Origin of the sequence: Actinokineospora auranticolor (genome assembly GCF_041897805.1) — a bacterium.
GTDB classification, from domain to species: Bacteria; Actinomycetota; Actinomycetes; order Mycobacteriales; family Pseudonocardiaceae; genus Actinokineospora; species Actinokineospora auranticolor.
Genome location: NZ_CP154825.1, coordinates 1,787,041 through 1,808,923 on the forward strand (window position 1 = coordinate 1,787,041; position 21,883 = coordinate 1,808,923).

Below are 21,883 nucleotides of genomic sequence, written 5' to 3' on the forward strand. Positions count from 1 at the left end.
TCGTGGAAGGGGGCGTCCGGACTCGGGCGCCCCCTTCCGTTCTCAGTCCAGCGGGTCCCAGTGGTGCGAGTACCGCAGCAGCGAGTTGGCCAGCGCCGGGTGGGCGGCGGCCCAGGTGGAGTCGAACAGGAACCACTGCTGGTACCCGAACGACTCGTTGCAGTGCATGGCGAACTGGGCGAGGTGCGGGTCGACCCTCAGCAGCGACTTGGCGGGGTCGCGACCGTCGACGAACTCGGGGGAGTCGAGGAGTTCGAGCGCCTTGGGGTGGTCGACCGGCGCCAACCAGGGCTCCTCGTTGAGGTTGAAGCCGGGCCAGCGGTTGCAGCGCTCCAGGGCCGGGTCGATGGTCTCGTCCTCGGGGGCGATGAGGGCGCGCAGCACGTGGAGTTCCGGCGGCCAGGTGTCGTCGGGGACGTCGGCGTCGCGCAGGTGCCGGGCGAGGCCGAGCAGGTCGACGCCGGGGAAGGCCAGGGGCTCTTGGCGGGCAAGGCTTTCGCCGTCGAGGAAGGTGAGGAAGACGGCGAAGGTGGTCGCTTTGCCCTTGGCGGCCGGGGTGGCGACGGTGACCGGGACGTCGGGCACGAACGACTGGGACGCGGCGATCCCGTGGGGGAGCGGCCACGACTCGTGCAGCAGGTAGGCCAAGCGCTCGGGTGCCGCGGCCACGGCGTTGTCGTCGAAGAAGAAGTAGGCGAGTTCGACCTCGTCGTCGTCGGTCCGCACCCGGAGGCTGTGGTCGTCGAGCCGGATGTAGTCGTCGTCGCCCTCGACGTAGAGGTGTTCGTGCAGGGATTCCCGCAGCTCGTCCGTGGTTTCCGGCAGGGGTAACCCCGCTTCCCGGGCAGCGTCGAAGATCGAGGTGAGGCCGTAGACGTCGGTCCCCAACTCCTCCTCGACCCAGGCCTCGGGGTCCTCGGCTGCCCACCCCCGTCGGAACCAGGCGAGCACGGTCGGATCGGGCAACCGCCGAACCGCCTTGCTCAGCGAACCCGCGTAGTGCGACCGGTATACGAAGTACATGGCCGGACTGTAGGCCACGCGGAGTCCATTTCGGAGGGAGTATCCGGTCAGGGACCTGTGAACAGTTGTGCCAACCGGTAGTCGACGATGCGCGTGGCATGGTCGGTGTCGTAGTAGTTGACCAGCATCCCGGTCAGCAGGCCCGCCGCCATGGTGGCCAGCGCGTCGGCTTCCAGGGTGGTGTCGACCGTTGACGAGACGCGGCCGCGTTCCTTGGCGCGGCCGAGTTGTTCGGCCAGCGCGTGGATCAGGTGGGGGATCAGGGCTTCGTGGTCCGGGGATTGGCTTCCTCGGGTGACGTCGACGGCGAAGTAGGCCATCTGGACCGCGCACAGCGCTCTACCGCGCTCGGCGAGTTCACCAACCGGCAGGCGCGCGACCGCTACTTCGCCGTCTACGCCGACATGCAGAAGAAGTGGCCGGTTCCCTCCGTGGACATCGACATCGAGACCCGCTACGGCCCCACCCGCGTCCGGCGCAGCGGCCCCACCGACGGCATCCCGATCGTCCTGCTGCCCGGCATCATGGGCACCTCGCTGTCCTGGTACCCGCACGTCGCCGACCTGGCCGCGGGGCACCCCGTCTACGCCGTCGACACCATGGGCGAGGCGGGCCACTCGGTCCAGACCCGCGCGCTGGAGACCGACGACGACCTCGCCGCCTGGCTCGGCGACCTGCTCACGGGCCTGTGCCACGACAAGGCGCACCTCGTCGGGCTCTCGCGGGGCGGCTACCTCGCGCTGCACCTCGCGGTCCGGTCCGGCGACCGGCTGGCGAGCGTGCTCGCGTTCGAACCGTCCGGGTTCTCGATCGTCGGGCCGCGGTTCATCCTCTGGAGCCTGGTCGAGATCGGGCGCTGGCTGCTTCCCGCGCCGATCCTGCGGCTGGTCGCCAAGGGCGATCCGACGGTGCGGCACACCTTCCGCAGCCTGCTGTTCGCTGGCTTCAAGTACAAGGCGCGCATCCCGCCACAACACCTGTTCACCGACGACGAGCTCCGCGCGATCGAAGTCTCCACCCGCCATGTCCTCGCCGAGCGCAGCAACGTCGTCAAGGCCCACGAGGTCGCCGCCCGCGTCGAAGCGCTCAACCCCCGCGTCCGCGCGGAGGTCGTCCCCGGCGCCGACCACACGCTGAGCCTGACGCAGCCGGGACTCGTCACCGACCGGATCCTCGACCTGGCCGACGGGCACCGGGTCGGCGACTAGACCCGAGCCCGGCGCCCGCCAAGTCGGGAACGGTGGCGGGAGGAATGGACTCAGTCCGCGCTGCCGCCGCCGCCCTGGGGCTGGACGAGGATGGCCACCGCGCGGTCGTCGCTGGAGACCAGGGGGCCGCCCGCCTGCTTGTTCACCGTGCCCGCGACCGCCAGCTGCTCGGTCATCAGGTCCAGCCCGTCGATCTTGCCGAAGCCGCCGGGCGCGGCCAGCGCGATCTGCGGTTTGCCGGTGAAGCTGCCGTCGGGGGCCTGCGGGATGTTCTGCAGGTGCCCGGCGTTGGACATGGCCACCCAGACCAGCTGCTGGGTCGCCGCGCAGCCCGCCGCGCCCGGGTGGTCCGGCCAGCTCCACGCGGGCGTGGTGAGCGGCTTGCCTGGGGTGATCCGGTACAGCACGTCGGCGGCGGGGGTGCGGTCGGTGACCCAGATCGGACCGTCGCTCAGCGGCGCGCAGACGCCCCCGGGCGACTGCAGGCCCGAGGTCAGCACCGCGCTGGTCGGGGTCGGGTTGCCCGGGGCGGGCTTGCCCTCACCGGTGACGCGCAGGACCTTGCCCGCCAGCGAGTTCGGGTCGGCGGCCGCGGTCGGCGACCCGGCGTTGCCGGTGGCCACCAGCAGGGCACCGTTGTGGTCGTTGGCCAGCGACCCGCGGTTGCCGGAGGCGCCGCGCGGGATGCCGGTCAGCACCGGCTTGGCCGAGTCGCCGGGGGCGATGCGGACCAGGCGGTTGTCGGTCTTGGTGGTGATGTAGGCGAAGACCAGCTGGTCCTCGACGTAGTTCGGGGACAGCGCCAGGCCCATCAGGCCGCCGTCGGTCGACGCGTCGACCGGGATGGTCGCGAACACCTGCGGGTCGCTGTCGTGGCGCACGAGCAGCACGCGGCCCGTCTTGCGCTCGCCGACCAGGGCCGTCGGGTTCGTCCCGTCACCCGGCAGGGCCGCCACGGCCACCACGGTGTCCAGGCAGGTGCCCAGGACGGCCGGGTTGAAGTCCTTGCAGCCGTCCGGCGGGGGGATCTGCTCCGGGGCGGCACCGCCGCCGCCACCCGACCCGCCGCCACCACCGCTGCCGCCGGTGTCCGGCTCGGGGGCGGCCTGCGCGGTCAGCGGGACCTCTTGGTGCCAGCTCGGCGGCGGGGGCTGCTCGGTGAACGTCGCGCACGAGGACACGGCCAGCGCCGCGCACGCGGCGGCGAGCACACGGAACCGCGCCAGGCCAGACATGATGCCCAAGGCTAGGGTCGCCGCCGTGAATCCCTGGTGAGCACGTCGGCGCGCGCCCGCTCGACCACGCGCACCCGGTCGACCAGCAGGCCGAGCTCGTCGACGATCACCTGGGGCGCCTCCAGCGGCAGGAAGTGGCTGGTCGGCACCACCCGGGTGCGGGCTTGCGGCAACCCGGCCACCGCGGCGACCGCCCGCTTCGGGTCGGCGACCAGGTCGTAGCGCCCGGCCAGGACCGTCACCGGGCAGGTGACGCCGGTCAGGTCGGCCTCGGGCACGTCCGCCAGGGCCAGGGCGAGGGTGACGTACCAGCGCCAGTCGTGCGCCAGGAAGCGGCGCAGCGCCTTGGCCACGTCGTCCGGGTCGGCGCCCGGGAGCATGAACCCGCTGCGCTGGAGCACGGCCGCGGTCAGCCGGGTCGCCGGGACGCGGTGCAGCACCGCGTCCACCAGCGGACCCGCCGCCCGCACCGCCCGCGCGCCGCCGATGGCCAGGTACCGGCGCACCGCCGCCGGGATGCCCAGCACCCCGAGCACGCCGCCGAACAGGTCACCCGGCACACCCGCGGCCAGCAGCAGACCGGACACCCGCTCCGGGTGCCGCAGCGCCAGCTCGGCGGCCACCATCACCCCGGCCGACCAGCCCACCACCACGCACCGGTCCACCCCGGCCGCCGCCAGCACAGCGAGCGCGTCGGACACGTGGTCGTCGAGGGTGATGCGGGACGGGTCGTCGGGCCGCGCCGAGCCCATGGTGCCGCGGTGGTACCAGCTCAGCACCCGCACGCCGGACCCCGGCAGCAGCAGCGCGGGCCACGCCTCCGGGACCGTGCCCAGCCCCGGGCACAGCAGCACCGCCGGCCCGTCGGACTCGGTGTGCCAGCCGCGCAGCCGGGTGCCGTCCGCGCCGAGCAGGTCGTGTTCGCGCATCGCCGCCAGTGTGCCGCAGCCCGAGCCCGCGCGGGGGTGATCGGCATCAGTACGGTGGACGCGTGATTGTCACGGTTCTGGTGCCCGACGAGTACGGGGTGTCCGCGCTCGGCGCCGTCGACGGCGTGCGCGCGGTCCGGTACGACTCCCTCGACGACCTGCCGCCCGAGGCGGCCGAGGCCGAGGTGCTGGTCCCGGGCTTCCTGTCCCCCGGCCAGGCCGACGTGCTCGACGCCCTGCCGAAGCTGCGGCTGGTGCAGCTGCTGACCGCGGGCGCGGAGGCGTGGATCGGCCGGTTGCCGGACCACGTCATGCTGTCCACCTGCAGCGGCGCGCACGGCGGCAGCACCGCGGAGTGGGCGGTGACCGCGCTGCTGGCCGTGTTCCGGCGGATCCGCGAGTTCGAGGACGACCGCCGCGCCGAGTCGTGGGACAGCCGCCGGACCGAGACCTTGCAGGCGAAGCGGGTCCTCGTCGTCGGCGCGGGTGACCTGGGGCGGCAGCTGCACCGCAGGCTGGTCGCGTTCGACGCGGAGGTCACGATGGTGGCCACGAAGGCCCGCGACGGTGTGCGCGGGCTGGACGAGCTGCCCGCGCTGCTGCCCGAGCACGACGTCGTGGTGCTGATGGTCCCCATGACGCCGGCGACGCGCGGCCTGGTCGACGCCGACTTCCTGGCCCGCATGCCCGACCGCGCGGTCCTGGTGAACGCGGCGCGCGGTCCCGTCGTGGACACCGACGCGCTGGTCGCCGAACTGCGGTCCGGGCGGCTGCGCGCGGCGCTGGACGTGACCGACCCGGAGCCGCTGCCGCCCGGCCATCCACTGTGGAGCGCGCCCAACCTGCTGCTCACCCCGCACGTCGCGGGGAACTGCACGGGCGTGCAGCAGCGCGCGTACCGGATCGTCGCCGAGCAGATCGCGCGGTTCGCGGCGGGCCGCGAACCGGAGTTCCTCGTGCGCGGTGACTACTAGCGGGGTTGACACCTCGCCTAGTGTGCGGGCCGTGAGTACCGAAGACGACCGCCCCCGACAGGCTGGCGGATACGCGGACAGCGGCTTCTACACGCCGTCGTCGGAGAGCAGCTCGGTCTCCGACTTCGGCAGCGGCACCACCGCCGCCCTCCCACGACCCGGTGACCCCATCTCCACCGACCTCGACGAGCCACGGCGGGAGGAGGTGCTGGACCCGACGCCGCACGCCTGGCACCTCGGGGCCGACCTCGGGCTGCTGGTGCTGCGGGTGACCGTGGGCGCGCTGTTCATCGGGCACGGCCTGCAGAAGGTGTTCGGCCTGCTGGAGGGCCCCGGGATCGACGGGTTCGCGCAGGTGCTGACCCAGCTCGGGTTCCAGCAGGCGACCCTGCTGGCCTGGGTCACCGGGATCACCGAGCTGGTCGGCGGCGCGCTGCTGGTGCTGGGGCTGTTCACCCCGGCCGCGGCGGCCGCGGTGCTCGGCGTGATGGCGAACGCGATCTGGGTCCGGGTGAACATCGACCTGTTCGCGGGCAACGTCGAACTGGAGTCCGTCTACGCGGCGGCGGCGTTCCTGCTGCTGTTCGCGGGCGCGGGCAAGATCTCGCTGGACCGCAACTCGCCGTGGTTCCGCCGGGCGCCCGCGTTCGGCTTCATCTTCCTGATCCTGGCGGCGGGGCTGTCCGTGGTGACGCTGGTGGTGCTGCGCTAGCCGGCTCGGGTGGCCACCGGCCCCCGGTATCAATGCTACCGGCGGCCACCGACGGCTCCGGGCGTAGACGATCAAGGCTGTGGACAACACGCCCGGGGAGCGCGAACCCTTGCGCTGACAGCGAAAGACTCACTCGAACGAGAGCACGATCGGCCTGGTTGTCCACAGGGACAACGTTCCGGCCCCCGGATCTGTCGGTTCCCGCCGATAGCATTGATACCGGGGGCCGGAGGCATATCCGGGGCCGGTCGTGGGGAGTGAACGCGGCGGCGACCCGGCGCGTGATGCGGGAGCACGTGCTCGAGGTGCCGGACTTGCGGGCCGTTTTCCTGGTGGTGCGTGCTGACTGCGGGGTGGACGCGCGCCCGGCGATGCGGGTGGACGCGCGTGGCGCGGTTGGCGGATCTGGCGCTCCGGTCGACGAGCCGGGGCGAGGTCACGCAGGCTGCTCTACGAGAGCAGCCAGGAGGGCGCCGTTCTGCGCACGGCATCATCGCCGGTTCCGTCGGCCTTCGCTGTTCTTGGTTCTACGGCAAATGGGAACTCGCCGCCTCCAGGGGCGTGAGCCGGGCACGCGTCCGAGGGGCCGACCTGGTGATGGTCGGCGGATCGCCAGGCTGCGGAAGGCAAGGGTGCGAGGGCTCGTGTTCCGGCGTTCCGGGTGCGTGAGCCGGTTGGGATCGCTGCCCGAGGACGCGCGTGTTCGAGGCGGGTCGGGGGTCGGATTCGGCATCGGTTCCTGCTCGCGAACCGAAGCGGCCGGTCCGGACCCGAGTCCGAACCGGCCGCGTCCGCGTCGGGTGCTCCGGGGCTAGCGCGACGGGTCGCGGACGGCTCCGGTCGAGGCGTCGGTCGCCATGCGGGCGTAGGCGCGGAGGGCGGCGGTGATCGGGCGGACGCGGTCCTTCGGCTGCCACGGCCGCTCGCTCGTGTCCATCTTCGCCCGCCGCTCGGCCAGGACCTCCGGGGCGACCAGCAGTTCGAGCGACCGCTGGTGCACGTCGATCCGGATCCGGTCGCCGTCCTCCACCAGGCCGATCGTGCCGCCGCCCGCCGCCTCCGGGGAGATGTGGCCGACGGACAGGCCCGAGGAGCCGCCCGAGAAGCGGCCGTCGGTGATGAGGGCGCACTTCTTGCCCAGGCCCGCGCCCTTCAGGAACGCCGTGGGGTGCAGCATCTCCTGCATCCCCGGCCCGCCCGCCGGGCCCTCGTACCGGACGACCAGGACCTCGCCGGGCTGGATCTGCTTGCCCAGGATCACCGAGACGGCCTGCTCCTGGCTCTCCACCACCCGCGCCGGGCCCTCGAAGACGAACAGGTCCTCGTCGATGCCCGCCGACTTGATGACGGCACCCGCCTCGGCCAGGTTGCCGTGCAGCACGGCCAGGCCGCCGTCGGCGGTGAAGGCGTGTTCGACGTCGTGGATGCAGCCCGCCGCGGCGTCGGTGTCGAGCGACGACCACCGGTTCGACGTGGAGAACGCCTGCGTGGTGCGGACACCGCCGGGGGCGGCGTGGAACAGCTCGACCGCCTCGGCCGTCGGCGCGGCGCCGCGGATGTCCCAGTCGGACAGCCACTGCGCCAGCGTCGGCGAGTGCACCGAGCGCACGTCCGTGTTCAGCAGCCCGCCGCGCCACAGCTCACCGAGGATGGCGGGGATACCGCCCGCCCGGTGCACGTCTTCCATGTGGTAGTCGGAGTTCGGCGACACCTTCGACAGGCACGGCACGCGCCGGGAGATCGCGTCGATGTCGGCCAGGGTGAAGTCGATCTCACCCTCCTGGGCCGCCGCCAGGATGTGCAGGACGGTGTTCGTCGACCCGCCCATCGCCATGTCCAGCGCCATCGCGTTCTCGAAGGCGGCGCGGTCGGCGATGGTGCGCGGCAGGGCCGTCTCGTCGTCCTCGCCGTACCAGCGCTTGCACAACTCCACGACCGTGGTGCCCGCGCGGGTGAACAGGTCGCGCCGGGCCGCGTGCGTGGCCAGCGTCGACCCGTTGCCCGGCAGCGCCAGGCCGAGCGCCTCGGTGAGGCAGTTCATCGAGTTCGCGGTGAACATGCCCGAGCACGAGCCGCAGGTCGGGCAGGCGGAGCGCTCGACCTCGCCGAGCGCGCCCTCGTCCACCGACGAGTTCGCCGACGCGGAGATGGTGGTGATCAGGTCGCTGGACGGGTGGGCGACGCCGCCCACCACCACGGCCTTGCCCGCCTCCATCGGTCCACCCGAGACGAACACCACCGGGATGTTGATCCGCAGCGCGGCGTTGAGCATGCCCGGGGTGATCTTGTCGCAGTTGGAGATGCACACCAGCGCGTCCGCCTGGTGCGCGTTCACCATGTACTCCACGGAGTCCGCGATGATCTCCCGCGAGGGCAGCGAGTACAGCATCCCGCTGTGCCCCATGGCGATGCCGTCGTCGACGGCGATGGTGTGGAACTCCCGCGGCACGCCGCCCGCCGCGCGGATCGCCTCGGCCACGATGTCGCCGAGGTCGCGCAGGTGCACGTGCCCCGGCACGAACTGGGTGTACGAGTTGGCGATGGCCACGATGGGCTTGCCGAAGTCGCTGTCGGTCATCCCCGTGGCGCGCCACAGGGATCGGGCCCCGGCGGCGTTGCGGCCGTGGGTGGTGGTGCGGGAGCGCAGCGCTGGCACGGCTCCTCCAAAGTCGATCTCGGTTCGGGTGACGCGGCACCTGGTGGGGGCCTGGGGGAGGGAGCGGTGCCGTCCAGGTTACTCCGCTGCCCGCGACCCGGTCTCCGGGTTGTCCACAGCGTCGGGTGCCACGTCCTCTGGGGTGTCCTCCGCCTCGGGCGCGACCGTGGGGTCCGCCAACCGACCGCCGCTCACGAGGGAGAGCGCGGGCAGGTGGCGTACTCGCACGGACGGCAGCGCGACCTCGCGCTCGTCGTCGAGCACCGCGCGCACCGCGCCCTTGCCGGTCAGCCGCAGGCCCTTGAGCGAGTCCCAGGCCAGCTTCCGCGAGCCCACGACCTGCCGGACCGTCAGCCCCTCCGCGTCGGCGACCGTGCGGACGCGTAACACCCAGGCGATCGCCGCGATGGGGATCACGTAGACCACGGCGAGACCGGGCGCGCCGAACGCGACCGGGGTGGCGCAGATCGCGAACAGCAGCGCCGCCAGCACGGTGATGGTCGGTATGCGGAACACGAGGCGGGACGGCACCGTTGGCTGCTCGGACACCCCTAGATGGTGCACCCACCGGGTTCGACGACCTCGTCCGGGGCGCCCGGGCGGGGGACGTGGCGTCCACCATCCGGGAGCGCTGTCCCGCAGAGTTGACGCTCTACCCCGAACGCACTAACGTCTGGGGGGTGCCCGCTCAGTCCATTCTCGTACTTCCGCCGCGCGTTCGACGCTGACGGAAGAACCCGCCCCGCGTCGAACGCGCGACCCTCGTGCGACCTGTAGAGGTCGACGGGGGCTTTTTTGTGTCCAGGCCCGTATTCGCACCACCGACAGTCCGACTTCCGACACTCCCGAAACCCGAACACCTCCGAGCCACGAGGCAGAACCGATGACCAGCGCAACATCGCGGCCCACCCCGGCCGCAGCGAACCCGGGGACGGCGGCCGCCACCGCGCAGCCTGCCCGGCCCAAGCCTGCGCCGCCGTCCGGAACACCCGTCCGGGTGACTGGCGCGCAGTCGCTCGTCAGGTCGCTCGAGGCGGTGGGCGTCGAGATCGTCTTCGGCATCCCGGGCGGCACCATCCTGCCCGCCTACGACCCGCTGCTGGACTCCACCAAGGTCCGCCACGTGCTGGTCCGCCACGAGCAGGGCGCGGGCCACGCGGCCACCGGCTACGCGCAGGCCACCGGCAAGGTCGGCGTGTGCATGGCCACCTCGGGCCCCGGTGCGACGAACCTGGTCACCCCGCTGGCCGACGCGAACATGGACTCCGTGCCGATCGTGGCCATCACCGGCCAGCAGACCCGCGCGCTGATCGGCACCGACGCCTTCCAGGAAGCCGACATCTGCGGCATCACGCTGCCGGTCACCAAGCACAACTTCCTGGTCACCGACCCGGCCGACATCCCGCGCACGATCGCCGAGGCGTTCCACCTCGCGAAGACCGGTCGCCCCGGCCCGGTCCTGGTCGACATCCCCAAGGACGTGCTGCAGGAGCAGACCTCCTTCACCTGGCCGCCGGAGCTGCGGCTGCCCGGCTACCGGCCGACCACCCGCCCGCACGGCAAGCAGGTGCGCGAGGCGGCCAAGCTGATCTGCGCGGCCAAGCGCCCGGTGCTCTACGTCGGCGGCGGCGTGATCAAGGCCGACGCGGCGGCCGAGCTGCTCGAACTGGCCGAGCTGACCGGCATCCCGGTCGTCACCACGCTGATGGCCCGCGGCGCGTTCCCGGACTCGCACAAGCAGCACCTCGGCATGCCCGGCATGCACGGCACCGTGCCCGCCGTCGGCGCGATGCAGCGCTCGGACCTGCTGGTCGCCCTCGGCGCCCGGTTCGACGACCGGGTCACCGGCGTGCTGAACAGCTTCGCCCCCGACGCCGCGGTCGTGCACGCCGACATCGACCCCGCCGAGATCTCCAAGAACCGCCGCGCGGACGTGCCGATCGTGGGCGACTGCAAGGAGATCCTGGTCGAGCTGATCGGCGCGGTGAAGGCCGAGCGGGCCAACGGCACCGCCGACCTCGCGCCGTGGTGGACGACGCTGGACTCCTGGCGCACCACGTTCCCGCTGGGCTACGAGTGGCCCGACGACGGCACGCTGTCGCCGCAGTACGTCATCGAGCGCATCGGCCGCATCGCGGGCCCCGAGTCGATCTACACCGCGGGCGTCGGCCAGCACCAGATGTGGGCCGCGCAGCACATCCGCTACGAGAACCCGCGCACCTGGCTCAACTCCGGCGGCCTCGGCACCATGGGCTACGCGGTCCCCGCGGCCATGGGCGCCAAGTTCGGCATGCCCGGCACCACGGTGTGGGCCATCGACGGCGACGGCTGCTTCCAGATGACCAACCAGGAACTGGCCACCTGCGCCATCGAGGGCGCGCCGATCAAGGTCGCGGTCATCAACAACGGCAACCTCGGCATGGTCCGGCAGTGGCAGAACCTGTTCTACAGCGAGCGCTACTCGCAGACCGACCTCGGCACGCACAAGCACCGCATCCCGGACTTCACCCTGCTGGCCGAGGCCCTGGGCTGCGCCGGGCTGCGCTGCGAGACCAGGGAGGACGTCGACTCGGTGATCCACCGGGCGATGGCCATCAACGACCGCCCGGTCGTGGTGGACTTCGTGGTCGGCAAGGACGCCCAGGTGTGGCCGATGGTCGCCGCGGGCACCGGCAACGACGAGATCATGGCCGCGCGCGGCATCCGGCCGCTGTTCGACGAAGACTGACGCGGCGGGGAAGGGATCATGAGCACCCACACCTTGAGCGTGCTGGTGGAGAACAAGCCCGGCGTGCTCGCCCGGGTCGCGGGCCTGTTCTCCCGGCGCGGGTTCAACATCGAGTCGCTGGCGGTCGGGGCCACCGAGCACCCGGACGTGTCCCGGATGACCATCGTGGTCGCCGTCGAGGACCTGCCGCTGGAGCAGGTCACCAAGCAGCTCAACAAGCTGATCAACGTGATCAAGATCGTGGAGCTGGAGCCGTCCGCCGCGGTGCAGCGGGAACTGCTGCTGGTCAAGGTCCGCGCCGACGCCACCGTGCGCAGCCAGGTCCTGGAGACCGTGCAGCTGTTCCGCGCCAAGGTGGTCGACGTCTCCCCGGAGGCGCTGACCATCGAGGCCACGGGCACCGCCGACAAGATAGAGGCGCTGCTGCGCATGCTCGAGCCCTACGGGGTCCGGGAGATGGTGCAGTCCGGCATGGTCGCGATCGGTCGCGGCCCCCGCTCCATCACCGCAACCGCGGTCCGCTAGATAGTCACCAGAAAGGTAGCCACACCCCATGTCCGTCGAGATCTTCTACGACGCAGACGCCGACCTGAGCATCATCCAGGGACGCAAGGTCGCCGTCATCGGCTACGGCAGCCAGGGCCACGCGCACGCGCTGAGCCTGCGCGACTCCGGTGTGGACGTCCGCATCGGACTGCCCGAGGGCTCCAAGTCCCGCGCCAAGGCCGAGGAGCAGGGCCTGCGCGTGCTCAGCCCGGCCGAGGCGTCCGCCGAAGCCGACCTGATCATGGTGCTGGCGCCGGACACCAAGCAGCGCTTCATCTACGCCGACGACATCGAGCCCAACCTCAAGGACGGCGACGCGCTGTTCTTCGGCCACGGCTTCAACATCCGCTACGACCTGATCAAGCCCCCGGCGGGCGTCGACGTGGCCATGGTCGCGCCGAAGGGCCCGGGTCACCTGGTCCGCCGCCAGTTCGTCGACGGCAAGGGCGTCCCCGCGCTGATCGCGGTGCACCAGGACGCCACCGGCGGCGCGCAGGCGCTGGCCCTGTCGTACGCGGCGGCCATCGGCGGCGCGCGCGCGGGCGTCATCAAGACGACCTTCACCGAGGAGACCGAGACCGACCTGTTCGGTGAGCAGGCCGTCCTCTGCGGTGGCGCGTCGGCGCTGGTGCAGGCCGGGTTCGAGGTGCTGACCGAGGCCGGGTACGCCCCGGAGATCGCGTACTTCGAGGTGCTGCACGAGCTCAAGCTGATCGTCGACCTGATGTACGAGGGCGGCATCGCCCGCCAGCGCTACTCCATCTCCGACACCGCCGAGTACGGCGACCTCACCCGCGGCCCGCGCGTCATCACGCCCGCGGTGAAGGCGGAGATGAAGAAGATCCTGGGCGAGATCCAGGACGGCACCTTCGCCCGCGAGTGGGTCGAGGAGGACGTCTCCGGCCGCGCCAACTACACGCGGCTCCAGGAGGAGGGCGCCAAGCACCCGATCGAGGAGACCGGCGCCAAGCTCCGCGGGTTGATGTCGTGGATCGACCGGCCGATCACCGAGACGGCCTGATCTTCGGTTGTCGCTGGGGGAGGGGTCCGCGCACTGGGCCCCTCCCCCTTCTTGTTTGCCGGTCCGCAACTCACCGCGGAGTTGTCCACAGGCTTGATCGTCTTCGGCCGAACTCGTCGGTTCCGGCCGGTGGAATTCGATTCCGGGGGCCGGAGGCGAACCCGCGCCCGCCCGCGCGTCAGAAATCCGGGTCGCAGCGCAGGGTGATGAGGGCGGCGGGTGCCAGGTCCGGGGCGAAGGAATAGCCGGGGAAACCGCCCCAGCGGACCGATTCCCGCAGGTATTCCACGAGGGTGATGCCCGGCCTGCCCGCCACACCCGCCAGCACCGGGTCCGCGACCGACGACGGCAGCGCGATGTCGTGGGTGGCGCCGCTGGTGTTCGCCTTGTGGTACTCGTCCGGGGCCAGGGCGAAGGCGAACTCCGGTTCGTGGCCGTAGTCCTGCCACTCGCTGTGCAGGGCGTAGGCGTTGCCCAGGCACAGCGGGTCGGGGTACTCGGGGCTGGGCGGTTCGCCGTGGGGCGCGGGCTCCTGGTGGTAGGTCAGCAGCAGGGCCTCGCAGTCGCCCGCGAACCAGACGTGGCCGACGCGGCGGAAGCAGGCCTCCAGGGCGTACGGCAGGCCGCCGACCTTCTCCGCCAGCGACTCGGCCATCGCGCGGTCGCCGTCGGTGGGCGGTAGGTGGGGGTCCACCTGGCGGTCGGAGCAGGTCCACCCCAGCTCGGGCAGCGCCGCGGCGATGCGGGCCACGTGCTGGCCGACGCGCAGCATGGTCTCGTCGGCGACGGCCGCGACGTCCTCGGCGAGGTCGTCGGGGACGGGGCCCAGGGCGCGCAGGTCGTCCCAGACCTCGCCGCGTTCGCCGCGCAGGTAGCGGCGGAAATACGAGGTCACGGCGCTCAGGCTACTCACCGCGACCAACCGGCGGCGGTAAAGACACGGTGCGTGCGTGGCGGGCTGGCGCACTGCGGTATACCTGATCCCCGGCACCACCCCGATCAAGTCCCAGCGAGGAGACGTGATGGCGAGCGCCCCCATCTACGATGACAAGGCCGAGGTCCGCGGCCAGTTGGACCTGTCCAAGGCGGAGTGGCAGCGCGCCGCCGAGCCGGACGCCGACCCGGACGGCGAGTACGTGGAGATCGCGTTCGTTCCCCACAACGACGGGAAGACCTACATCGCGATGCGGAACTCGAAGTACACCGGACCGGAGGACACCGTGCTGGTCTTCACCGAATCGGAGTGGGACGCCTTCGTGGAGGGCGCCAAGGCCGGGGAGTTCGACGAGCCGTGGTGACCGCCCCCGGCGCGGACCCCCGCGACCCGGGCCGCCATGCCCGGCCGGTGTGGACCGAGCCGGACCCGTCACCGGACGTCCCCGCGAACGTCTGGATCCCCCCGGAGGCCCTGGCCGACCCCACGGCCCGCCCACCCGGCGAGGCACCCCCCACCGGCCCCGGCACCCCAATCCCCGCCCCACCCGGCCACCCGCCCTTCGCAGGCGCACCCGGCATCCCCACCCCGGGTCCCGTTCCACCCGGAAGACCTGCCCCCGCCGCGGGACACAGCCCGGGCACCTTCACCGGCGGCTTCGGCACCCGGGCCGCCCCCGCTCCCGGCGGACCCGTCCCGCCTCCCGCCCGCCCTTTCCCTTCCACCACGGGTCAAGGCGCGCCTCCGGGCCAGCCGGGCACGTTCACCGGCGGCTTCGGCGTTGCGGGTTCCCCTCCCGCCGGAGCCGCGCCGCACGGCTCGGCTGGGCGAGGTTTCCCCGGCACTTCGGCCGGTGGGCCGAACGCCGCTCCCAGCGGACCCGTACCGCCTTTCCGCTCGGCTGCGGGTCAAGGTTCACTGCCTGATCGGTCGGGCCCTGCCACGGGCGGTTTCGGCGTTCCCGGCGATGGTGTGGGTTCCGTCTCCGGTGGTGCTGTACCGCCTGGCTCGGCTGGGCGCGGTTTTCCCGGTATCTCCGCTGGTGGGTCGAGTGCCGCTCCCGGTGGGCCTGTCCCGTCTTTTCTCTCGGCTGCGGGTCAGGGTTCACCGCCTGAGCGCCCGGACCCAGCCACGGGCGGTTTCGGCGTTCCCCGTGACGGCGCGGGTTCTGCCTCCGGTGGTGCTGTACCGCCTGGCTCGGCTGGGCGCGGTTTTCCCGGTATCTCCGCTGGTGGGTCGAATGCCGCTCCAGGTGGACCTGTCCCACCCCTTCCCTCTGCCGCGGGTCAAGGCTCACCGTTTGCGCGGCCGAGCCCCGCCACCGGCGGTTTCGGTGTTCCCGGCGGTGGTGCGGGTTCCGCTTCTGGTGGTGTTGTGCCGCCGGGTGCGGCTGGGCATGCCTTCTCCGATACTTCTGCTGACGGGCCGAACGCAGCTCCTGGCGGGCCTGTCGCTCAGCCTTTCCCTTCCGCCGCTGGTCAGGGTTTACCGTCCGAGCGGCTGAGCTCTACCACCGGCGGTTTCGGTATTCCCCGCGATGGCGCGGGTTCTGCTTCCGGCGGGCCTATCCCGCCTACCGTCCGGCCTTTCCCTTCCACCACGGGTCAAGGCGGGTCTTCCGGGCAGCCGGGCACGTTCACCGGCGGGTTCGGCGTCCCAGGCGGTGGTACGGGTTCCGCTTCTGGTGGGCCTGTACCGCCCAGTGCGGCCGGGCACGGTTTTCCCGAGAATGTTCCGGGGGCATCGCCCGGCAATTCCGTCGATAGATCGAATACCGCTCCTGGCGGGCCTGTCCCGCCCTTCACCTCCGCTGCGGGCCAAGGTTCACCACCCGCGCGACCGGGCAGTTCCACTGGTGGCTTCCGCCGTCCCGGCGGTGATGGGTCAGATGCTGCTCCCGCCGCTCCCGGGCACGGTTTGCCCAGGGACCGTCCGGGCAGCTCCAGCGGTGGTTTCGGCATCCCCGCGACACCCGTACCGCCTGCCGACGGAGCAGCCCCGGCCGGTGGCGACAACCCCACCCCTCCCTCGGCCTTGGCCCCGCCGAATCGCACGACTTCCATGCGGCCCACGGTCGAGTTGCGCAGGCAGCCGAAGCCCGCGGATCCTCCCTCGCTCTCCGGGATGCTCCCGGTGTCCGCGCTGTCCGAGGAGGCTCCGGCCACCTCCGTCCTGCGCCCCGGGAAGCAGCCGCCGTCGGCTCTGGACGAGACACCGGCCACCACCGCGCTGAGTCCGCCGAATCCCGCCACCCGGCCGCCGAGCGGGGGGCCGCCCTCGGTGTCCGGGATGCTGCCTGTTCCCGGGCCGGACTTATCCGGCCCGCGGCCCGGCCAGGCAGGCACCGGGCACCCACCCTCGATGACGGGCATGCCGCCGGTGCGGCGCCCACCCGGCACCGCGTCGCAGCCGAACCCGCGCGGGCCCGCACGGGTGGAGCCGCCGTCGCAGGCGGGGATGGTTCCGGTGCGGCCACCCGCGGGGCCGGGGTCCCAGGTCGGGATGTCGCCCGTGGCGCCGTCGCGGACCGGCGCCAATCCGGTCCCCGTCGGGCCGAACCGTCCACTCGGGCCGCCCGGTGGGAATCCGCCCTCGCGTACCGGGATGAATCCGGTCGTGCGACGTGAACCCGTCGGCGATCCGCCGGTGCACGTGTTCCCGGATTCGCCCGATCCGGTGGCTGATGTCGCTTTCGGTCCGTCGGGGGACTACTCCTTCGGGCCCGCCGGATCCGGTGCGTACCCCACCGGGCTCACCCCCGTCGCGCCCAAGGCGCCGGTGGGGGAGGAGCCGCCGTTGGCCAAGGACCAGGTGAAGAAGCGGCCCTCGTACCTCGTCGAGGGGGACTACGACGAGGTGTTCGGCAACGCCGACTTCACCGCCCCACCGGTGATCGGCGAGTAGGTCGCGGGGATGTGACACCTGACTCACCCAGCGGTTGAACGGTTCAGTCTCCGGCCTAGACTCGAGGTCTCTGGTTACAGCGTCGTAACCGAACTCCCACACCTATGCTCTTCCAGCCCAGGAGTCGCAGCGTGACTACTTCGAGCCGCCCCGTCGTCCTCATCGCCGAGAAGCTCGCGCCGTCCGTGCTCGACGTCTTCGGTACCGAGTTCGAGGTCCGCCACGTCGACGGCACCGACCGGCCCGCCCTGCTGGCCGCGGTGGCCGGGGCGGACGCGCTGCTCGTGCGGTCCGCGACCCAGGTCGACGCCGAGGTGCTCAAGGCGACCGACACGCTCAAGGTCGTCGCCCGCGCCGGTGTCGGCCTCGACAACGTCGACGTGCCCGCCGCGACCGACCGCGGTGTGATGGTCGTCAACGCGCCCACCTCCAACATCGTCTCGGCCGCCGAGCACGCCGTCGCGCTGCTGCTGGCCACCGCCCGCCAGATCCCGGCCGCGCACGCCACGCTGCAGGACGGCGAGTGGAAGCGCAGCAAGTTCTCCGGTGTGGAGCTGCTGGGCAAGACCGTCGGCGTGGTCGGCCTCGGCAAGATCGGGCAGCTGTTCGCCCAGCGCCTCGCGGGCTTCGGCACCACGCTCATCGCCTACGACCCGTACGCCTCCGCCGCGCGCGCCGCGCAGCTGGGCATCGAGCTGGTCGAGCTCGACGAGCTGCTCGCCCGCGCCGACGTGATCTCCGTGCACCTGCCGAAGACCCCGGAGACCAAGGGCCTGCTCAACGCCGAGGCGCTGGCCAAGACCAAGAAGGGCGTCATCATCGTCAACGCCGCCCGCGGCGGCCTCATCGACGAGCAGGCGCTGGCCGACGCGGTGCGCAGCGGCCAGGTCGGCGGCGCGGGCGTGGACGTCTACAGCAAGGAGCCGACCACCGACAGCGTGCTGTTCGGCGTGCCCGGCATCGTCGTCACCCCGCACCTGGGCGCCTCCACCGCCGAGGCCCAGGACCGCGCGGGCACCGACGTGGCGCACTCGGTCCGGCTCGCGCTCAGCGGCGACTTCGTGCCGGACGCGGTCAACGTGGCCGGTGGCGCCGTCGGCGAGGAGGTCCGCCCGTTCCTGCCGCTGGTGCAGAAGCTGGGCACCGTGGTGTCCGCGCTGGGCGGCAAGGCGCCGACCTCGATCACCGTGCTGGTCCGCGGCGAACTGTCCACTGAGGACGTCTCGATCCTGCCGCTGGCCGCGCTGCGCGGCGTGTTCGCCGACATCGTCGAGGACCAGGTGACCTTCGTCAACGCGCCGCGGCTGGCCGAGACCCTCGGCGTCACGGTCGAGGTGGCCAAGGAGAGCGAGAGCCTCAACCACCGCAGCGTGGTCACCCTGCGCGCGGTCTACCCCGAGGGCACCGCGGTCACCGTCAGCGGCACCCTGTCCGGCCTCGGCCAGGTGGAGAAGCTGGTCGAGGTGCACGGCCGCTCCTTCGACCTGCGCGCCGAGGGCGACGTCGTGCTGCTGGAGTACCCGGAGCGCCCCGGCGTGATGGGCACCGTCGGCACCCTGCTCGGCGAGGCGGGCGTGAACATCGACGCCGCGCAGATCAGCCAGACCACCAAGGGCACCGACGCGGTCATGCTGCTGCGCGTGGACCGCGCGGTCGACAAGTCGGTGCTGGAGTCCATCGGCGCCTCGATCGGCGCCACCATCGTCCGCTCGGTCGACTTCGGCTGAGACCCGGGGGAGTGGATCGCGCGGGTGGCCGGGCTTGACCGGTCCACCCGCGCGCCGTCCCAGCCCACTGGCTGGGATGCAACTCGAAACGGCACGCGGTGCCCGAAACGGTTGGCGACCAACCGATCCGGGCACCGTTCGTGTTAACCGGGGGTCGATGTGGCGGAGAAAGTCCACCCAGAGGGGTGGCGAGGTGCGGCGAACGGACGGCTTGCCGGTAGCCTTCCCTCGACTACCAGGCCCTGACAGTTCGGGCCGATACCCGGGAGGTGTGTGCATGCGGCTCGCGGTGATCCCAGGTGACGGGATCGGGCCGGAAGTGATCGCCGAGGCGCTGAAGGTGCTAGGTGAGGTCGTTCCGACCGCGGAGATCACTCGATACGACCTCGGCGCGGCGAGGTGGCACGCGACCGGGGAGCTCCTGCCGGAGTCCGTGCTCGCGGAGCTGCGCGAACACGACGCCATCCTGCTCGGCGCGGTCGGCGACCCCTCGGTGCCCAGCGGCATCCTGGAGCGCGGCCTGCTGCTGCGCCTGCGGTTCGAGCTCGACCACCACGTGAACCTGCGCCCGGCGCGGCTCTACCCCGGCGTGAAGAGCCCGATCGCCGACCCCGGCGAGATCGACATGATCGTGGTCCGCGAGGGCACCGAGGGCTTGTACGCGGGCAACGGCGGACTGTTGCGAAAGGACACTCCGCACGAGATCGCCACGGAGGTGAGCGTCAACACCTCCTTCGGCGTCGAGCGGGTGGTGCGCGACGCGTTCACCCGCGCGTCCTCGCGCCCGCGCAAGCACCTCACGCTGGTGCACAAGACCAACGTGCTCACGCACGCCGGGTCGCTGTGGTCGCGTGTGGTCGAAGAGGTGTCGTTGCAGCACCCGGACGTGACCGTCGCGTACCAGCACGTGGACGCCACCACCATCCACATGGTGACCGACCCCACCCGCTTCGACGTGATCGTCACCGACAACCTGTTCGGCGACATCCTCACCGACCTGGCGGCGGCGGTCACCGGCGGCATCGGGCTGGCCGCCAGCGGCAACCTGGACATCACCCGCCGCAACCCGAGCATGTTCGAGCCCGTGCACGGCAGCGCGCCGGACATCGCGGGCCAGGGCATCGCCGACCCGACGGCCGCCGTGCTGTCGGTGGCGCTGCTGCTCGACCACCTGGGTGAGGTGGAGGCGGCCCGGCGCATCGAGGCCTCGGTCGCCTTCGACCTGGCGACCCGCGACCACGGCTCGCCCGGTGGCACCTTCGCCATCGGCGACCGGCTCGCGGCACTCGTGTCCTCCAACGCGAAGACCGGCTGACCAGCCGCGAAGCCAAGCGAACCAAGGAAGGCCGCTCCCGACCGGGGCGGCCTTCCTGGCGTTTGCGGGCGGTAACCTTTCCCGGAAAGTGGGACTCAAGGTCCGTGGAGTGGACCGGGGGAAGTCCACTGTGCCACTATGCGTTCGTGGCACTCTTCGTCATCATTATTGACCAGCGCGCTGGGTAGCTCCCTCAAGAGCCCAGCGCGCAGACCTCTCGCACCTTACGCGGGGGGTCTTTTTGTTTGCCCGAACCAAGAAATCCGTCAAGGAGCAGACACCGTGACCCGCCAGACGCCCGCAGGCACCCCGCTCGGCGACTCCTTCCACGTCTACGACACGACCCTGCGCGACGGCGCCCAGCGGGAGGGCATCTCCTACTCGGTGACCGACAAGCTGGCCGTGGCGCGGCTGCTGGACGGGCTCGGCGTCGGGTTCATCGAGGGCGGTTGGCCGGGCGCGTTGCCCAAGGACACCGAGTTCTTCGCCCGCGCCGCGGCGGGTGAGCTCGAGCTCGAGCACGCCGCGCTGGTCGCGTTCGGCTCCACCCGCCGCGCGGGCGCGACGGCCGCGCAGGACCCCCAGGTGCGCGCGCTGCTGGACTCCCAGGCGCCGGTCGTGACGCTCGTCGCCAAGTCCGACCGCAGGCACATCGAGCGCGCGCTGCGCACCGACGTCGACGAGGCCGTGGCGATGGTGCGCGACACCGTGTCCTTCCTCGTCGGCGAGGGGCGGCGGGTGTTCCTCGACGCGGAGCACTTCTTCGACGGCTACGCCTTCGACCCGGACTGCTCGCTGCGGGTGCTCACCGCCGCGGTGGAGTCCGGGGCGGACGTGGCCGTGCTGTGCGACACCAACGGGGGACAGTTGCCCCTCGGCCTGGCGGACACCGTCCGCGAGGTCATCGCCCGCACCGGTTTCCGGGTGGGCATCCACTGCCAGGACGACACGTCCTGCGCGGTGGCCAACAGCGTCGCGGCGGTACAGGCTGGCGCGAGCCACGTCCAGTGCACCGCGAACGGTTACGGGGAGCGGGCGGGCAACGCCGACCTGTTCGCCGTGATCGGCAATCTCGTGACCAAGCTCGGCCTCGATGCGCTGCCTACCGGCTCGCTGGCCGAGTTGACCCGGGTCTCCCACGCCCTTGCCGAGATCGCCAACATCGCACCCGACACCCACCAGGCCTATGTCGGGTCGTCGGCCTTCGCCCACAAGGCGGGCCTGCACGCGAGCGCGATCAAGGTGGACCCGCTGCTGTACAACCACATCGATCCGGCCACCGTCGGCAATGACATGCGGGTACTGGTCACCGAGATGGCCGGCCGGGCCAGCCTGGAGCTCAAGGGACACGAGCTCGGGGTGGACCTGGCCGGCAAGCCTGAAGCCGTCACCAACGCGTTGCGCAAGGTCAAGGAACTGGAGGCGGGCGGCTGGTCGTTCGAGGCCGCCGACGCGTCCTTCGAGTTGCTGCTGCGCGCCGAGATCGCCGGGGTGGACCCGGCCGCGCAGCACCCCGTCGTGCCGTTCGAGCTGGAGTCGTACCGGGTGATCCTGGACCACCGGGCGGACGGTGAGGTGGTGTCCGAGGCGACGGTGAAGGTGCGCGTCGACGGGCACCGGGTCATCGCGACCGCCGAGGGCAACGGCCCGGTGCACGCCCTCGACGCCGCGCTGCGCCGGGCGCTGCTGCCGCACCTGCCGTGGCTCGACGACGTCGAGCTGACCGACTACAAGGTCCGCATCCTCACCTCCGGCGGCACGCGCGGCGCCGAGCACGGCACCGACGCGGTCACCCGGGTGCTGGTGCAGTCGACCGACCGCGAGACCGACTGGACCACCGTCGGCGTGCACGGCAACATCGTCGAGGCCAGCTGGCTGGCCCTCTGCGACGCCCTGGCGCACAAGGCGATGCGCGTCCGCGCCGCCGCCCGCGAGGTCGCGCCGACTCCGTGACCGCACGACGTCACCACC

The 21,883-nt window shown here is 72.0% G+C and carries 18 protein-coding genes; 11 read left to right on the forward strand and 7 right to left on the reverse strand.

What is annotated here, in order from left to right; genetic code table 11:
• Window positions 1-42: 42 nt before the first annotated feature.
• Window positions 43-1,023 carry a hypothetical protein gene (locus V5P93_RS08505; RefSeq protein WP_104482065.1) on the reverse strand — a complete coding sequence of 327 codons (981 nt, stop codon included), beginning with the start codon at window positions 1,021-1,023 and terminating at the stop codon, window positions 43-45.
• A 47-nt stretch (window positions 1,024-1,070) separates the two neighbouring features.
• Window positions 1,071-1,343, reverse strand: a complete 273-nt coding sequence (locus V5P93_RS08510) for a hypothetical protein (RefSeq protein WP_104481976.1) — start codon at window positions 1,341-1,343, stop codon at window positions 1,071-1,073.
• Here V5P93_RS08510 and V5P93_RS08515 point away from each other — a divergent pair.
• Window positions 1,305-2,231, forward strand: coding sequence for an alpha/beta fold hydrolase (locus V5P93_RS08515; RefSeq protein ID WP_245931619.1), 927 nt, complete (start codon window positions 1,305-1,307; stop codon window positions 2,229-2,231). The two genes, V5P93_RS08510 and V5P93_RS08515, sit on opposite strands and share 39 nt — an antisense overlap.
• A gap of 50 nt (window positions 2,232-2,281) precedes the next feature.
• On the opposite strand, the gene V5P93_RS08520 is transcribed toward V5P93_RS08515, so the two are convergent.
• Together V5P93_RS08520 and V5P93_RS08525 are read right to left on the reverse strand one after the other, a co-directional pair.
• Complete coding sequence (locus V5P93_RS08520) at window positions 2,282-3,466, reverse strand: sorbosone dehydrogenase family protein (RefSeq protein WP_104482066.1); 1,185 nt, start codon at window positions 3,464-3,466, stop codon at window positions 2,282-2,284.
• A gap of 11 nt (window positions 3,467-3,477) precedes the next feature.
• Entirely contained in the window at window positions 3,478-4,395 is a 918-nt protein-coding gene (locus V5P93_RS08525) for an alpha/beta fold hydrolase (protein WP_104481978.1), read from the reverse strand.
• Window positions 4,396-4,457: 62 nt separating this feature from the next.
• On the opposite strand from V5P93_RS08525, the gene V5P93_RS08530 reads away from it, so the two are divergent.
• The gene (locus tag V5P93_RS08530; RefSeq protein ID WP_104481979.1) at window positions 4,458-5,369 is read left to right on the forward strand and encodes a 2-hydroxyacid dehydrogenase; all 912 of its coding nucleotides are present in this window, start codon (window positions 4,458-4,460) and stop codon (window positions 5,367-5,369) included.
• Window positions 5,370-5,400: 31 nt separating this feature from the next.
• The gene (locus tag V5P93_RS08535; protein WP_219824135.1) at window positions 5,401-6,081 is read left to right on the forward strand and encodes a DoxX family protein; all 681 of its coding nucleotides are present in this window, start codon (window positions 5,401-5,403) and stop codon (window positions 6,079-6,081) included.
• Between the two features lie 811 nt (window positions 6,082-6,892).
• On the opposite strand, the gene ilvD is transcribed toward V5P93_RS08535, so the two are convergent.
• A complete protein-coding gene (ilvD, locus tag V5P93_RS08540) occupies window positions 6,893-8,737 on the reverse strand; it encodes a dihydroxy-acid dehydratase (protein WP_104481981.1) in 1,845 nt (614 codons plus the stop codon).
• A gap of 78 nt (window positions 8,738-8,815) precedes the next feature.
• Window positions 8,816-9,286 (reverse strand): PH domain-containing protein, encoded by a 471-nt coding sequence (locus V5P93_RS08545; protein ID WP_104481982.1) that lies wholly within the window; start codon window positions 9,284-9,286, stop codon window positions 8,816-8,818.
• A 334-nt stretch (window positions 9,287-9,620) separates the two neighbouring features.
• Between V5P93_RS08545 and V5P93_RS08550 the strand changes: the two genes are divergently transcribed.
• From V5P93_RS08550 to ilvC, 3 genes are read left to right on the forward strand one after another with little or no spacing between them, the layout of a single operon-like run.
• Window positions 9,621-11,465 carry an acetolactate synthase large subunit gene (locus V5P93_RS08550; RefSeq protein WP_104481983.1) on the forward strand — a complete coding sequence of 615 codons (1,845 nt, stop codon included), beginning with the start codon at window positions 9,621-9,623 and terminating at the stop codon, window positions 11,463-11,465.
• An 18-nt stretch (window positions 11,466-11,483) separates the two neighbouring features.
• Entirely contained in the window at window positions 11,484-11,990 is a 507-nt protein-coding gene (ilvN, locus tag V5P93_RS08555; protein ID WP_104481984.1) for an acetolactate synthase small subunit, read from the forward strand.
• Between the two features lie 28 nt (window positions 11,991-12,018).
• Window positions 12,019-13,032, forward strand: coding sequence for a ketol-acid reductoisomerase (gene ilvC / locus V5P93_RS08560; RefSeq protein WP_104481985.1), 1,014 nt, complete (start codon window positions 12,019-12,021; stop codon window positions 13,030-13,032).
• A gap of 178 nt (window positions 13,033-13,210) precedes the next feature.
• On the opposite strand, the gene V5P93_RS08565 is transcribed toward ilvC, so the two are convergent.
• On the reverse strand, window positions 13,211-13,927 hold the full coding sequence (locus V5P93_RS08565; protein WP_104481986.1) for a hypothetical protein: 717 nt from the start codon (window positions 13,925-13,927) through the stop codon (window positions 13,211-13,213).
• A gap of 127 nt (window positions 13,928-14,054) precedes the next feature.
• Here V5P93_RS08565 and V5P93_RS08570 point away from each other — a divergent pair, with 127 nt between their 5' ends.
• From V5P93_RS08570 to cimA, 5 genes are all read left to right on the forward strand, one after another.
• Entirely contained in the window at window positions 14,055-14,330 is a 276-nt protein-coding gene (locus V5P93_RS08570) for a DUF397 domain-containing protein (RefSeq protein ID WP_104481987.1), read from the forward strand.
• 2,252 nt (window positions 14,331-16,582) lie between these two features.
• On the forward strand, window positions 16,583-16,870 hold the full coding sequence (locus V5P93_RS08575) for a hypothetical protein (RefSeq protein ID WP_104481988.1): 288 nt from the start codon (window positions 16,583-16,585) through the stop codon (window positions 16,868-16,870).
• A 131-nt stretch (window positions 16,871-17,001) separates the two neighbouring features.
• Window positions 17,002-18,597 carry a phosphoglycerate dehydrogenase gene (serA, locus tag V5P93_RS08580; protein WP_104481989.1) on the forward strand — a complete coding sequence of 532 codons (1,596 nt, stop codon included), beginning with the start codon at window positions 17,002-17,004 and terminating at the stop codon, window positions 18,595-18,597.
• 277 nt (window positions 18,598-18,874) lie between these two features.
• The gene (locus V5P93_RS08585) at window positions 18,875-19,912 is read left to right on the forward strand and encodes a 3-isopropylmalate dehydrogenase (RefSeq protein WP_104481990.1); all 1,038 of its coding nucleotides are present in this window, start codon (window positions 18,875-18,877) and stop codon (window positions 19,910-19,912) included.
• A 282-nt stretch (window positions 19,913-20,194) separates the two neighbouring features.
• Complete coding sequence (gene cimA / locus V5P93_RS08590; RefSeq protein WP_104481991.1) at window positions 20,195-21,865, forward strand: citramalate synthase; 1,671 nt, start codon at window positions 20,195-20,197, stop codon at window positions 21,863-21,865.
• The last annotated feature ends 18 nt before the right edge of the window (window positions 21,866-21,883 follow it).

Coding starts and splice junctions, on each gene's coding strand:
- V5P93_RS08505 (WP_104482065.1), bottom strand. CDS start 1,023: ATGTACTTCGTATACCGGTCGCACTACGCGGGTTCGCTGAGCAAGGCG.
- V5P93_RS08510 (WP_104481976.1), bottom strand. CDS start 1,343: ATGGCCTACTTCGCCGTCGACGTCACCCGAGGAAGCCAATCCCCGGAC.
- V5P93_RS08520 (WP_104482066.1), bottom strand. CDS start 3,466: ATGTCTGGCCTGGCGCGGTTCCGTGTGCTCGCCGCCGCGTGCGCGGCG.
- V5P93_RS08525 (WP_104481978.1), bottom strand. CDS start 4,395: ATGCGCGAACACGACCTGCTCGGCGCGGACGGCACCCGGCTGCGCGGC.
- V5P93_RS08550 (WP_104481983.1), top strand. CDS start 9,621: ATGACCAGCGCAACATCGCGGCCCACCCCGGCCGCAGCGAACCCGGGG.
- ilvN (WP_104481984.1), top strand. CDS start 11,484: ATGAGCACCCACACCTTGAGCGTGCTGGTGGAGAACAAGCCCGGCGTG.
- ilvC (WP_104481985.1), top strand. CDS start 12,019: ATGTCCGTCGAGATCTTCTACGACGCAGACGCCGACCTGAGCATCATC.
- V5P93_RS08570 (WP_104481987.1), top strand. CDS start 14,055: ATGGCGAGCGCCCCCATCTACGATGACAAGGCCGAGGTCCGCGGCCAG.
- V5P93_RS08585 (WP_104481990.1), top strand. CDS start 18,875: ATGCGGCTCGCGGTGATCCCAGGTGACGGGATCGGGCCGGAAGTGATC.